This window comes from Streptomyces albiaxialis (assembly GCF_039530985.1).
Classification (GTDB): Bacteria; Actinomycetota; Actinomycetes; order Streptomycetales; family Streptomycetaceae; genus Streptomyces; species Streptomyces albiaxialis.
The window spans coordinates 697,611-711,247 of record NZ_BAAAPE010000001.1 but is presented as its reverse complement, the minus strand read 5'-3'; the positions used below and the strand labels follow the sequence as shown (position 1 = coordinate 711,247).

The following is a 13,637-nucleotide window of genomic DNA, read 5'->3' as shown; positions in this document are numbered from 1 at the left end:
GTTACGAGAGAAGGAGTGGCCCAGGCCATGAGTGAAGAACCGACAGGACCGGCGGCCGGGCAGAAGGTCGCCGTCCTCGGCGGCGGGGTGATGGGCACGGGCATCGCGGTGCTGGTGCTCGGGCACGGCATCCCCGTCGTCCTCGTCGACGTCGACGAGGAGACCCTCGCCGACGCGCGTGCCCGGATCGCGCACCAGCTCCGGCACGCCCAGCTCATGGGCGTCCTGCCCGAGGGGCGGGCGCCGGGCGAGCTGGTGACCACGCTGTCCCTGGCAGAGGCGGCGGACGCGACGGCCGTGATCGAGGCGGTCACCGAGTCGCCCGAGGTCAAGGCCAAGGTGCTGGCGGAGGTCTCGTCGGCGGTACGGCCCGGCACGCCGCTGATCACCAACACCTCCGGCATCCCCGTCAGCGAGCTGGCGGCCTCGACCGCGCGCCCCGGCGACCTGCTCGGGACGCACTTCATGAACCCGCCGTACCTGATCACGATGGTGGAGGTCAGCCGGGGACCGGAGACGAGCGACGCCACCGTCGGGACGGTCGTCGCGCTGCTGACGTCCCTGCGGCGGCGCGCGGTGCTCGTCCGGGACGCGCCGGGCTTCGTGACGAGCCGGCTGCTCCACCCGATGATCAACTCCGCGGCGCGGATCGTCGGCGAGGGCACCGCCTCCGTCGAGGCCGTCGACGAGCTGATGGAGGGGTGCCTCGGGCATCCGACGGGCCCGCTGCGCACCGCCGACATGATCGGGATCGACAACCTCGTCGACTCCCTCGCCGAACTGTACGAGCGCACCGGCGCGGACGAGTGCAAGCCCTGCGACCTGCTGCTGGCAAAGGTCCGCGAGGGCGACCTCGGCCGCAAGTCGGGACGCGGTTTCTACGCCTACGGAAAGGAATAATCGTGACGACCGAACAGCACACCCAGGAAATCGACGCCGCGGCGATCGAGAAGGACCTCCTCGTCTTCCTGGAGGCCAAGACCAAGACCGCCGTCGAGCCCTCCCGGGAACTCTTCGCCTCCGGGCTCGTCTCCTCGATGTTCGCGATGGAACTCGTCGTGCATCTGGAGAAGGAGTACGGGATATCCATCGTCGGCACCGACCTGCGTCTCGACAATTTCCGCACGGTCGAGCGCATGACGGAACTCGTGCTCCGGCTGAGCGGTGCGGACGGGAAGGCGGACGGTGCCTGAGAAGCTCGCAGAAGCAAACGCGGTCGTCGAGGAGTTGGTCGGCGACCGCGCCGGGGAGTGGGACCTCGCGGGCGAGATCCCCGGGGACCTGCTCCGCAAGGCGGGCGGCCTCGGGCTGCTGTGCGCGCAGGTCGGCACGGAGCACGGCGGGCGCGGCTTCGGCAGCCGGGAGAACGGCGAGTTCACCGCGCACGCGGGGAGCCTGTGCAGCTCCCTGCGGAGCGTGATGACCTCGCAGGGCATGGCGGCGTGGACGATCCAGCGGCTCGGCACGCCCGGCCAGTCCGCGGCGCTGCTGCCGCGGCTGACCGGCGGCGAGCTGGCGGCCGTCGGCTTCAGCGAGACCGACGCCGGCTCCGACCTGTCCACGATGGCCACCACCCTGGAGACCGACGGCGACGAGGTCGTCCTCGACGGACACAAGGTGTGGGTCACCGGCGCCCACTACGCCGACCTGTTGATCGTCTTCGCGAAGTGCGAGGGCGGGGCCGCCGCCGTGGTGGTGCCCGCCTCGGCGCCCGGCGTACGCGTCGAGCGGGTCGCCGACCCGATGGGCTGCCGCGCCGCCGGGCACGCGCACGTCCGCCTCGACGGCGTGCGGCTCCCGGCCTCCAGCGTGCTCGGCGGCCCCGGGCTGCCGCTGCCGCTGCTGGTCACGGCCGCGCTCGCGTACGGCAGGATCTCGGTCGCCTGGGGCTGCGTGGGCATCCTGCGCGCCTGCCGGAACGCGGCGGCCCGGCACGCCGCCTCGCGCACGCAGTCCGGCAAGCCCCTCACCGGGCACCAGCTCGTGCAGCGGCACCTGGCCGAGCTGTACGTCTCCGAGCAGGTCGCGGCCCAGGCGTGCGCGCACGCCAGCGCGTGCTGGGACGAGGGCTCGCCCGACGTCGTCGTCGCAACCGTGCTCGCCAAGCACGTGAGCGCCGGGAACGCGGCGAAGGGCGCCTCGTCGGCGGTCCAGGTGCTGGCCTCTGCGGGCTCGCGGGACGGCCACGTGGTGGCCCGCGCGTACCGCGACGCGAAGCTGATGGAGATCATCGAAGGCAGCAACGAGATCTGCCAGTTGCTCCTCGCCGAGCACGCGGTGGCGACCGCGCAATGAGCACGCGAGAGGCGCCCGCCTCCCGGTCCGCGAACTGCCGCGAGCCGGGAGCGAGGGCGCGCGCCGGGGGCCCGGAAGCCGGTTCCGGGGCCGAGCGCCCCGGTTCCGGCTCCGGCTCCGGGGCCGGGCGCCCCGGCCCCGGTTACCTCGGGGGCATGCGGAGGGCGCCGTCGAGGCGGATTGTCTCGCCGTTGAGCATCGGGTTCTCCACCGCGTGCGCGACGAGGGAGGCGAACTCCGCCGGGTCCCCGAGCCGTCCGGGGTGCGGTACCTGGCCGCCCAGCGCCTCCAGCGCGGACTCGGGGAACGCGTCGAACATCGGGGTGCGGAAGAGGCCCGGCGCGAGGGTGACGACCCGGATCCGCCACTCCCCGAGATCGCGCGCGAGCGGCAGCGTCATGCCGACGACGCCCGCCTTCGACGCGGCGTACGCCACCTGGCCGATCTGCCCCTCGAAGGCCGCCGCCGACGCCGTGTTGACCAGCACGCCGCGCTCCTCGCCCACCGGCTCCGCGCCGCTCATCTCCGCGGCGGCGAGCCGTACGACATTGAAGGTGCCGATCAGATTGACCTGCACGACCTTGCTGAAGGCGGCCAGCGGGTACGGGCCGTTCTTGCCGACCGTCCTGACGGCGTTGCCGATCCCGGCGCAGTTCACGGCCACGCGCAGCGTGCCGAGGCTCCGCGCGCGCTCGACCGCCGCGCTCACGTCCTCCTCCCTGGTCACGTCTCCCCGGGAGAACACGACGCGCTCGCCCAGCTCCTTCGCGACCCGCTCCCCGGACTCGGGAGTCCGTCCCATGACGACCACGGACGCGCCCCCGGCGTGCAGCCTCCGTACGGCGGCCAGCCCGAGCCCGGACGTTCCACCGGTCACGAGTGCAACGCTTCCGTCCACCTTCATGGATTCCCCCTGCGGTTCCTCTGGTTGGCCGATGCGGCGCGCTCAGCATAGTTCTCCGAGGGCCTTCCCGGAGAGGGTTGCCCCGCGCCGGACGCCTTCGATAGCGTTGCTTCCGGATAATGCGACGGGGGAACTCACGGGGGCAGCACGGGGAGATGTCACCAACTTCTCACGGGTAGCAGCGGACTGTCCGCACAAGGCGCGAGCGATTTTCTCCGCCATTCGCCGACAGGATCCCGCGCCCGTGCTTTTTCCTTTCACCTGCCGGGGACTTTTCCGGGCCGCCCGGCCGCCGTTCGGACGCCCGCCGGTTCCTTGCCTCGCGGGGACGGATATTGACTCATGGGACGGATACCGATGCCCGAACCGCTGACATTCGACGAGACCTTCACCGTCACCGCCGACAACCCGCTGCTGCACGGTCACGTGGTCCACGGGCGGCATCTGCTCCCCGGCGTCGGCTACGTCGACCTGGTGCTCCAGGTCCTCTCCCGGCACGGCTTCGCCATGGCCGAGACCGAGCTGCGCAACCTCACCATCCTCGCCCCGCTCGTGGCGGCGCCCGGCGAGCGCGTGCCGACGACCGTCCGGGGGCGCCCCGCCGCCGCGGGCGGCTGCCGGATCGAGGTCGTCAGCACGCGCGGGGACGGGGGCGCGGGCGAGGTCGCGCACGCGACGGTCACCGCGCACCGGCACTCCCTCCCGCCCTTCACCGAGCGGCTGGACGTGCCGGTCACCGGCGCCGAGCGGCACACCGAGTTCGCCGACCTCTACGCCTGGCTGAGGGAGCGCCGACTGGTGCACTCCGGGCTGATGAGGGCCGAGGGCCGCGTCCACCACCGCGCCGGGGACTGGACGGCCGAGGTCGAGCTGGCCCCCGCGCACCGCGACACCGCCGGTGCCTTCCCCTTCCACCCCGCCCTGTTCGAGGCCGGGGTGCTCGGCTCGGGGATCGGGCTGCACATGCGGTCCGAGGGGGAGGAGGTCGAGGACCTCTACCTCCCGCTGGTCTTCGAGTCGTTCCGCGCGACCGCGCCGCTCGGCGAGCGCTGCTTCGTCCGCGTCCCGGCCGAGCGCGCGCACCGCGACGACGAACTGATGCGGCTCGCCGTGGAGTTCTACGACGCGACGGGGCGGCAGGTCGCCGAGCTGGACAGCATCGTCGCCAAGCGCGTGCGCTCCGCGGACACGCTCGACGTACGGGCGGCCGAGCAGCCGTCCCGTCCCGGCCCCGCCGCGAGCCCCGCCCCGGCGGCCGGTTCCGGCTCCGGGCCGGGGTCCGGCGCCCCGGACGCCGTGGACGCCGTGCGGGCGGTGACGGAGCTGGTCGCGGCCCGCCTGTCCGTACTGCCGGAGCAGGTCAACACGGGCGCGAGCTTCTACGACATCGGGCTCGCTTCGGCCGACCTCGTCGCGATGGTCCCCGAGCTGGAGGAGCGGCTGTCGCTGTCCCTCTCGCCCACGGTCGTCTTCGAGCACAGGTCGCCCGCGGACCTCGCGTCCTGGCTGAACGGGCAGCTCGCCGAGCGCCGCCCGGCACCGGAGACGGCTCCCGTCGCCACGGCACCCGTCGCCACGGCCCCCGCCGCCACGGCCCCCGCCGCCCCGGCCCCCGCGAGCGGCGGCGTCATCGAGGAGCTGGCCGCCCTGCTGGAGGTCGAGCCCGGAGACCTCGCGCCGAACCAGGAACTCGCCGAGTACGGCCTCGATCTGACCCTCCGCACCCGCCTCGCCGAGCGCCTGGGCGCCCGCTTCGGGACCGCGCTCACCGCCGCCTCGCTCGGCGACCACCTCACCGTGGCCGACCTGGACCGCCTGGTGGCACGCCCCGAGGCACCGCAGCCCCCGCAGTCCCAGCAGCCCCCGCAGTCCCAGCAGCCCCCGCACCCCCTGCTGCACCACGTCACCCGCCGGGACGGCGCCGTGGAGATCCGTACGCGGTTCGGCGGCGACGAGCCGTTCCTCCGCGACCACCAGGTGCGCGGCGGACGGCTGCTGCCCGCCGTCGCGCAGTTGGAGATGGCGCGCGCCGCCGTCGAGGCCGCGCACGACGGCGCCGGTACGGTCCGGCTCGACGACGTCGTCTGGCTCCGCCCGGCCCTCTGCGGCCCCGAGGGCCTGGAGCTGCGCGTCACCGTGCGGGACGGGCGGAGCGGCGGCTGGGAGTACACGCTGCACACGGTCAGCGAGGACGGCGAGCTGACGGTCTGCGGCCGGGGCCGCGCGAGCCTCGCGGACACCGATGCCGGAGCCCCCGCCGGCGCCGGTGCCGCGTCCCCGCTCTCCCTCGACGGGCGCACCGTGCCCGCCGCCGAGGTGTACGCGCTCTACGCGTCCGTGGGCATGGAGTACGGCCCCGCGCAGCGCTCCCTCACCGAACTGCGCGTCGGCACCGACGCCTCCGGCCGCCCCCAGGCGCTCGCGCGCCTGCGCCTGCCCGAGGAAGCCCGCGAGACCGAGGGCTGCCGGCTCCACCCGAGCATCGCCGACGGCGCCCTCCAGGCCGTCATCGGGCTGACCGCCTTCTCCGCCGCGGCGGGCGCGGGCGCGGACGGCGAGGAGGCCCGCGCGGCCCTGCCGTTCTCGGTGCGCCGGGTCACCTCGTACGCGCCGACGCCCGCGCACGCGTACGCCTGGATCCGGCACGCGGAGGACGACGGCTCCGGCGCGCTCGACATCTCCGTGCTCGACGAGGACGGCCGGGTGTGCGCCGAGTTCACCGGCCTGAGCACCCGTACGCTCGCGGACCCGCCCGGCCGGGAGGCGCCGCCCACCGCGCCGCCCATCGCGGCGGCCCCGGCGACCCCGGTGGCGGCCCCCGTGGCCCCCGTGGGCCGGGAGCGGGCGAGCGGGGACATCGCGATCGTCGGCGTCAGCGGGCGCTACCCGGAGTCCGCCGACCTCGACGCCTTCTGGGAGAACCTGCGCTCCGGACGGGACTGCATCCGCGAGGTGCCCGCGGAGCGCTGGGACCACCGGACGTACGCGGACGTCGGGGGCTCCTCGACGGCCAAGTGGGGCGGCTTCGTCGACGACATCGACAAGTTCGACCCGCTGTTCTTCCAGATCTCCCTGCACGAGGCCGAGCTGCTGGACCCGCAGGAGCGGCTCTTCCTCCAGTGCGCCCACCACGCGCTGGAGGACGGCGGCTACACCGGCGAGCTGCTGGCCCGCGCCGCCGCCGACCCGCACGGCCCCGCGGCGGCCGTCGCGCCGCCCGGCCGGGTCGGCGTCTTCGTCGGGGTGATGTACGAGGAGTACCAGCTCTACGGCGCGCAGGCGCAGGACCGGGGCCGGTACACGGCGCTGTCCGGCAGCGCGTCCAGCATCGCCAACCGGGTCTCGTACTTCTACGACTTCCACGGCCCGAGCATGACCGTCGACACCATGTGCTCGTCCTCGCTGACCGCCGTCCACCTCGCCTGCGAGGCGATCCGGAGCGGCCAGTGCGAGACGGCGCTCGCGGGCGGCGTGAACCTGCACTCGCACCCGAACAAGTTCGTGCTGCTGAGCCAGCGCCGCTTCCTCTCCAGCGACGGCCGCTGCCGCAGCTTCGGCGAGGGCGGCGACGGCTATGTGCCGGGCGAGGGCGTCGGCGCGGTCCTGCTGAAGCCGCTGGAGCGGGCCGTCGCCGACGGCGACCGGATCCACGGCGTCATCAAGGGGACGGCGCTCAACCACGGCGGGCGCACCACCGGATACTCGGTGCCGTCGCCCGCCGCGCAGGGCGAGGTCATCGCCGACGCGTTCGCCGCCGCGGGCATCGACCCCGCCGCGGTCGGCTATCTGGAGGCGCACGGCACGGGCACCGCGCTCGGCGACCCGCTCGAAGTCACCGGCATATCCAAGGCGTTCGAGGCGGCGGGCGGCACGCCCGGCACATGCGCGATCGGCTCCGTGAAGTCGAACATCGGGCACTGCGAGGGCGCGGCCGGCATCGCCGGGATCACCAAGGTCCTGCTCCAGATGCGCCACGGCGAGCTGGTCCCGAGCCTCCACTCCGCCACCCTCAACCCGCACATCGCCTTCGACGGCACCCCGCTCCGCGTCCAGCAGCACCGCGAGCCCTGGCACCGGCCCGTCGTCCGGGACGGCGCGGGCGAGGAGCGCGCGCTGCCGCGCCTCGCCGGGGTCTCGGGCTTCGGCGCGGGCGGCTCGAACGTCCACGTCGTCCTGGCCGAGTACGTGCCGGAGACGCCCCCTGCGCCGCGCCCCGCGGACGGCCGCCCCGCGCTCTTCGTGCTCTCCGCGCAGAGCGAGGAGCAACTGCGGGAGCAGGCCACCCGGTTGAGCGCACGCCTCGCGGAACTCCCGGAGGACGCGCTCGCCGACGCGGCCTGGACCCTCCAGGTGGGCCGGATGGCGCTGGACGAGCGGCTGGCCTTCGCCGCGTCCTCCCTCGCAGAGGCGCGGGCACGCCTGGCGGCGTTCCTGTCCGACACCGGGCCCGCCGCCTGGACACGGGGGACCGTCGGCCCGGGCCGCCGGGCCCCCGCAGCAGCCGACGCGACGGCGTTGCGCGAGGCGCTCGCCGCGTGGACGGCCGAGGGCGCGCACGAGCCGCTCCTGCGTCTCTGGGCCCAGGGCGCGGACGTCCGCTGGGAAGAGCTGGCCCCCTCGGGCCCGCCCGCCCGGCGCGTGAGCCTCCCGGGCTACCCCTTCGCCAAGGACCGCTGCTGGTTCGACCTTCCCCCGGCGCCGGACACGGAGTCCCGCCCGGTCGCGGAGCCCGTATCCGCGCCGTCCGCCGAGCCCGAGCCCGAGGTCGAGCCCGAGCCCGTGGCCGTTGCCGAGCCCGAGCCCGAGGGTGACGTCGTGCTGTTGCGGCCGTACTGGGCGGATGCCGCCGCGCCGAAGGGAGGCGCGCCCGGCGAGGGGAGTCCGTACCACGCCCGGCACGTCCTGGTGCTCGGCGACTTGGCGAGCGCCGAGCGGGACGTGCTGCGTGCGGCCCTGCCCTCCGGCGTCGCCTGCCACTTCGTGGCGACCGGGGACGGTACGGCGGAGGACTCGTACGGCGAGGCCGCGCGGCGGGTGTTCGCGCTGCTGCGGGAGGTGCTGGAGCGGGGCGTACGCAAGCCGGAGCTGTTCCAGGTCGTGGCCGTCGGGCCGGACCCGGCGGACGGGCCGCTCGGCTGCGCCCGTGGTCTCGCCGGGCTCCTGAAGTCCGCCACCGCCGAACAGCCCCTGCTGCGCACCCAGTACGTCGAGTGCCTGGACGGCGCCGCGCCCTCCGCCGTCGCCGCGCGGCTCGTCGCCGATGCGGCGGACGCGGAGCCGGAGCCGGTGGTGCGTCACCGCGGAGGACGCCGCCTCGTCGGGCGGCTCGCGGAGACCCCGTACCCGGCGGCCGCTCCCGCCGTGCCCTGGCGGGCCGGGGGCGTGTACCTGATCACCGGCGGCACCGGCGGCCTCGGCCGCCTCGTGGCGGAGGACATCGCCGCCACGGTCGGCCGCGCGACGGTCGTCCTCACCAGCAGGTCCCCGCTCGACGAGCGTCGCCGGGGCGAGCTGGACGCGCTGCGCGCGCGGGGCCTGGCCGTCGAGCACCGGGCCGTCGATGTCACCGACCGCGCGGCGCTGGCGGAGGCGCTCGCGGAAGTCCGCGCCGCGCACGGCCCGTTGACCGGCGTCGTGCACAGCGCAGGGGCCCTGGCCGACGGCTACCTGCTGCGCAAGAGCGCCGAGGACCTCGCCCGCGTCCTCGGGCCCAAGGTCGCGGGCCTCGTCCACCTCGACGAGCTGACCCGGGACGAGCCGCTGGACTTCTTCTGCTGCTTCTCCTCGACCGCCGGGGCCTTCGGCAACGCGGGACAGGGGGACTACGCGGCGGGCAACGCGTTCATGGACGCCTACGCCGCGCACCGCGAGCGCCTCGTCGCCGACGGCGCCCGCAGCGGCCGTACGGTCTCGGTCGGCTGGCCCCTGTGGGAGGCAGGCGGCATGGGCGGCGACGCCGTGCGGGAGAGCCTGCGCCGCGCCGGGCTCGCGCCCCTGGACACCCCGCGCGGCCTGACGGTGCTGCACCACGCGCTGACGGCCGACGTGGCCGAAGGGGCCGCCGCGGCCGAGGGCCCGTCGGAGGCCCGGCTGCTCGCCCTGGTCGGCGACCGCGAGCCGCTGCTCGCCGCACTCATCCACCCCGAACCCAAGGAGGAATCGCCGATGCAGGGCGACGCACACGACAGCCCCGCGCAGGATTCCGCGGCCGACCGCCTCCTGGAGGACCGTGCGGTGGACCATCTGCGGGGCGTGCTGGCCACGGCGCTCAAGCTCGGCGCGGAGCGGCTCGCGCCGGACGCGCCGCTGTCCCGCTACGGCATGGACTCCGTGATCGCCGTCGACGCCGTCTCCCAGCTCGAGGAGTCCTTCGGCCCTCTGTCGCGGACACTGCTGCTGGAGGTCGAGTCCGTACGGGACCTGGCCCGCTATTTCGTCACCGACCACGAGGAGGCGCTGCGCACGCTGCTCGGCATGCCCGCGACGCCCGCCCCGGCTCCGGCGGCTCCGGCGGCACAGGCCGCCCAGGTGGAAGAAGCCGAGCAGCCCGCGCCCGTGGCGCCCGTAGCGGCTGCGGCGGCCGTAGCACCCGCCGCGGCCGTGGCGCCCGTCGCCGCCGTACGCGAACGCCCCCGCGAGACGGGGAGCGGCACGGACGTCGCGGTCATCGGCGTCACCGGCCGCTACCCGGGCGCCGAGGACCTGGACGCCTTCTGGGACAACCTCCGCTCCGGCAAGGACTGCGTCACCGAGGTCCCCGCGGAGCGCTGGCGGGAGCCGTCCGGCTGGGGCGGGTTCCTCGACGGCGTCGACCGGTTCGACCCGCTGCTCTTCGGCGTCTCCCCGCGCGAGGCCACCGAGATGGACCCGCAGCAGCGGCTGTTCCTGGAGACCGTCTGGCAGCTCATGGAGCAGTCCGGCGTCACGCAGGACGACCTCCAGCGGCGGTACGAGCGCCGGGTCGGCGTCTACGTGGGCGCGGCGTACCAGCTCTACCGGGCCGACGACACGAACCCGGTGCTGGCGGCGCTCACCGCCTCCACCTCGTACAACATGATCGCCAACCGGGTGTCGGCCTTCTTCGGGCTGGAGGGCCCGAGCATGGCCGTGGACAGCATGTGCGCCTCGTCCGCGCAGGCGATCCACCTGGCCATCGGCGACCTGCACCGCGGCGAGACCGAACTGGCGGTCGCCGGGGGCATCAACCTCACCGTCCACGCGGACAAGTACCTCGCCCTCTCCGAGCTGCAGCTCCTCGGCAGCCACCCGGGCAGCCGCAGCTTCCGCGACGGGGACGGCTATCTGCCCGCAGAGGCGGTCGGCGCCGTGCTGCTCAAGCCGCTGGACGCCGCGCTGCGCGACGGCGACACCGTGCACGCCGTCATCAAGGGCTCCTCCGCGATGCACAGCGGCCGGTCGTCGGGCTTCATGATGCCGAGCCGCCGCACCCAGGCGAACGTGATCCGCCGGGCACTGGCCCAGGCGGACGTCGCGGCCGACTCCATCAGCTATGTGGAGGCGGCGGCGAACGGCACGCCGATGTCCGACGAGATCGAACTGCGCGCGCTGCGCGAGGTGTTCGACGGCGTCGGCGCGCCCGTGCCCGTCGGCACCGTGAAGTCGAACCTGGGCCACCCGGAGGCGGCCTCCGGCATCGCCCAGCTCACCAAGGTGATCCTGCAACTGCGCCACGGGGAGCTGGCGCCCCTCACCCCGGTCGGCGACCCCAACCCGAACCTCGACCTGGACGGCACTCCGCTGGAGCTGTGCGAGCGCTCGGCGCCGTGGGAGCCCCGGCAGGAGGGCGTGCCCGCGCGCGGCCTGGTCAACTCGGTGGCCGCGGGCGGCAGTCACGTCACCCTCGTCGTGGAGGCGCCGCCGCGCACCGCGCCCCTGGACGAGGCGGACGGCGGGCCGCAGCTCGTGGTGGTCTCCGCGAAGACGGAGGCGCGGCTGCGTACGGCGGCGGAGCGGCTTCTCGCGTTCGTCGAGGCAGACGGCGGCGCGGTGAGCCTGGCCGACGTGGCGTACACCAGCCAGGTAGGGCGCGAGGCGCAGCCCGAGCGGTTCGCGGTGGTCGTCACGTCCCTGGGCGAGCTGCGCCGGGCGCTCACCCGGTTCCTGGCCGGTGCGGGCGCGGGCGCCGGGACCGGCGACGACGGCACCGTGCGGCTCCACACCGGCAACGCCACGGACGACGCGGGCCCGCTGGGCGCGATGCTCTCGGGGGCACGCGGCGAGGCGTTCCTGACGGGGCTCGTGGAGGACCGCGACCTCGACCACCTGGCGGAGCTGTGGGTGCGGGGGAGCGAGGTGCCCTGGCGGAAGCTGCACGACCGCCCCCGCCCGCTCGCTCCGCTGCCCCCGACGCTGTTCGAGGGCGGCAGCTACTGGATCGGCCGGGGCGCCCCGGCCTCGATGACCGCCGCGCCGACGGCCGACGGGACCGGCAGGGCCGGCGGGACCGGGACCGGGACCGGGACCGGCGCGGCGGCGGACGCCGCGGGCTCCGCCGAGACCGCACGGCTCATGGGCGAGGCCTGGTCGGAGGTGCTCGGCATCGACGCGGACCAGCTCGACGCCGGGAGCGACTTCCTCTCCCTCGGAGGCAACTCGCTGATGGCGAACCGTCTGATGAACCTCGTGAAGCTCCGTACGGGAGTGGACCTGCCCGGCCACGTCGTCTTCGCGGAGCCGAAGCTCGGCGAACTGGCCGCCACGGTGGACCGCTACCGGCCGGTCGGCGCACCGGCAGGCGCACCCTCCGGCGCGCCGGACGAGGCCGGAAAAACCGCCGAGGAGGCGGGACTCGATGTCATCGCCCTGGTCGAGGGCATGAGCGACGAGGAGCTGGAGGCGCTGCAGGAGGACGGCACCGAGCAGGCGGGGCGCGCATGACCGTCGAGCAGGACGGGAGCGCCCGGGAGCTGGTCCGCCGGTTCCGGGCGCTCCCCGCCGACCGCCGGGGCGCGGCGCTGCGGCTGCTGCGCGAGCGGGGCATCGACCTGTCGGCCCTCGACCCGGACCTGTCGGCCCTCGGCACGGACCTGCCGGCCTCCCCCGGCACGATTCCCCGCACGCCCCGCTCCGCCGACGACCCGCCCCCGCTCTCCTCCACCCAGCAGCGCCTCTGGTTCCTCGCGCAGCTCGACGGGGACGAGGCCGCCGCGGCCTACAACCTGCCGGGCGCCACCCGGCTGCTGGGCCCGCTGGACCGGGGCGCGCTGATCCGCGCGCTGGAGGAGGTCGTGCGGCGCCACGAGGTGCTGCGCACCTGCTTCCTGGCCGACGGCGGGGTGCCGTACCAGCACATCGGGGACGGCTCGGAGTTCGCGGTCCGGGAGGAGGAGCTGCCGGGCGCCGGGCCCGAGGAGCTGGCGCGCGTCTGCGCCGAGGAGGCCCGCACCCCCTTCGCGCTGGACCGTGCCCCGCTGATCCGCGCGCGGCTGCTGCGGCTGGCGGAGGAGGAGCATGTGCTGCTGGTGAGCATGCACCACAGCGTCTCCGACGGCTGGTCGTACGGCGTCCTCCAGCGCGATCTGGGGGCGCTGTACGAGGCGTTCCGGCAGGACCGCCCCTCGCCGCTGGCGCCGCTGCCCGTCCAGTACGCGGACTACGCGCGCTGGGAGCGGGGCCTGCTCGCGGGCGGTGCGCGGGAGGAGCAGCTCGCGTACTGGCGCGGGAGGCTCGCCGGGCTGCCGGTGCCGGAGTCGCTGCCGGTGGACCGGGAGAGGCCAGAGGTGCGGACGTACAACGGGGCCCGCGCGACCTTCCTGTGCGGGCCCGAGGTGCTCGCGGGGCTGCGCGCGCTGGCCGCCCGGCACGACTGCACGCTCTACATGACGCTGCTGGCCGCCCACGATGTCCTGCTGCACCGCGCCTCGGGCCGTACGGACATCGCGGTCGGCACCGTCGTGGCCAACCGGAACCGGCCCGAACTCGAAGAGCTCATCGGGTACTTCGTGAACACGCTGGTGATGCGGACGGACCTGTCCGGCGATCCGACGTTCGCCGAGCTGCTCGGGCGGGTGCGGCGCACGGCGCTGGACGCCTACGCCCACCAGGACGTGCCGTTCGGCACCGTGGTGGAGGCCCTGCGCCTGGAGCGGGACCCCGGCCGCCACTCGCCGGTGTTCTCCTCGATGTTCCTGCTCCAGGAGGCGTGGACGGACAGCGCGGCGCGGCTGGGCGGGCTGGAGGTGCGGTCCGCGCCGCTGGACGTCGGGGTCAGCAAGTTCGAGCTGACGGTCGAGCTGCAGGCGACGCCGGACGGGCTGTCCGGGATCGTCGAGTACAGCACCGACCTGTTCGACGCGGCGACGGTCCGCCGCTTCATCGGGGACTGGAAGGGCCTGCTCGCGTCGGTCGTCGAGTCCCCCGGCGAGCGCGTCTCGCGGCTCGCGCTCGGGCCGACCGGTGAGCCCGGGCCGCCGTGACG

6 protein-coding genes are annotated in these 13,637 nt (G+C 75.0%); 5 read left to right on the top strand and 1 reads right to left on the bottom strand.

The window, feature by feature from the left end:
* Positions 1-27 precede the first annotated feature (27 nt).
* The 3 genes from ABD343_RS03270 to ABD343_RS03260 are packed head-to-tail and all read left to right on the top strand — an operon-like array spanning position 28 to position 2,295.
* On the top strand, positions 28-900 hold the full coding sequence (locus tag ABD343_RS03270) for a 3-hydroxyacyl-CoA dehydrogenase family protein (protein WP_344523712.1): 873 nt from the start codon (positions 28-30) through the stop codon (positions 898-900).
* Between the two features lie 2 nt (positions 901-902).
* On the top strand, positions 903-1,193 hold the full coding sequence (locus ABD343_RS03265; protein WP_344523710.1) for an acyl carrier protein: 291 nt from the start codon (positions 903-905) through the stop codon (positions 1,191-1,193).
* Positions 1,186-2,295 carry an acyl-CoA dehydrogenase family protein gene (locus ABD343_RS03260; RefSeq protein ID WP_344523708.1) on the top strand — a complete coding sequence of 370 codons (1,110 nt, stop codon included), beginning with the start codon at positions 1,186-1,188 and terminating at the stop codon, positions 2,293-2,295. Before ABD343_RS03265 ends, ABD343_RS03260 begins: the two co-directional genes overlap by 8 nt.
* A 142-nt stretch (positions 2,296-2,437) precedes the next feature.
* Here the strand turns inward: ABD343_RS03260 and ABD343_RS03255 are convergent, their stop codons facing one another.
* Positions 2,438-3,199, bottom strand: a complete 762-nt coding sequence (locus ABD343_RS03255) for an SDR family NAD(P)-dependent oxidoreductase (protein ID WP_344523706.1) — start codon at positions 3,197-3,199, stop codon at positions 2,438-2,440.
* A 342-nt stretch (positions 3,200-3,541) separates the two neighbouring features.
* On the opposite strand from ABD343_RS03255, the gene ABD343_RS03250 reads away from it, so the two are divergent.
* Together ABD343_RS03250 and ABD343_RS03245 are read left to right on the top strand one after the other, a co-directional pair.
* Positions 3,542-12,097 (top strand): SDR family NAD(P)-dependent oxidoreductase, encoded by an 8,556-nt coding sequence (locus tag ABD343_RS03250; RefSeq protein ID WP_344523704.1) that lies wholly within the window; start codon positions 3,542-3,544, stop codon positions 12,095-12,097.
* Positions 12,094-13,635, top strand: a complete 1,542-nt coding sequence (locus tag ABD343_RS03245; protein ID WP_344523702.1) for a condensation domain-containing protein — start codon at positions 12,094-12,096, stop codon at positions 13,633-13,635. The genes ABD343_RS03250 and ABD343_RS03245 overlap by 4 nt, the downstream gene beginning before the upstream one ends.
* Positions 13,636-13,637: the final 2 nt, after the last annotated feature.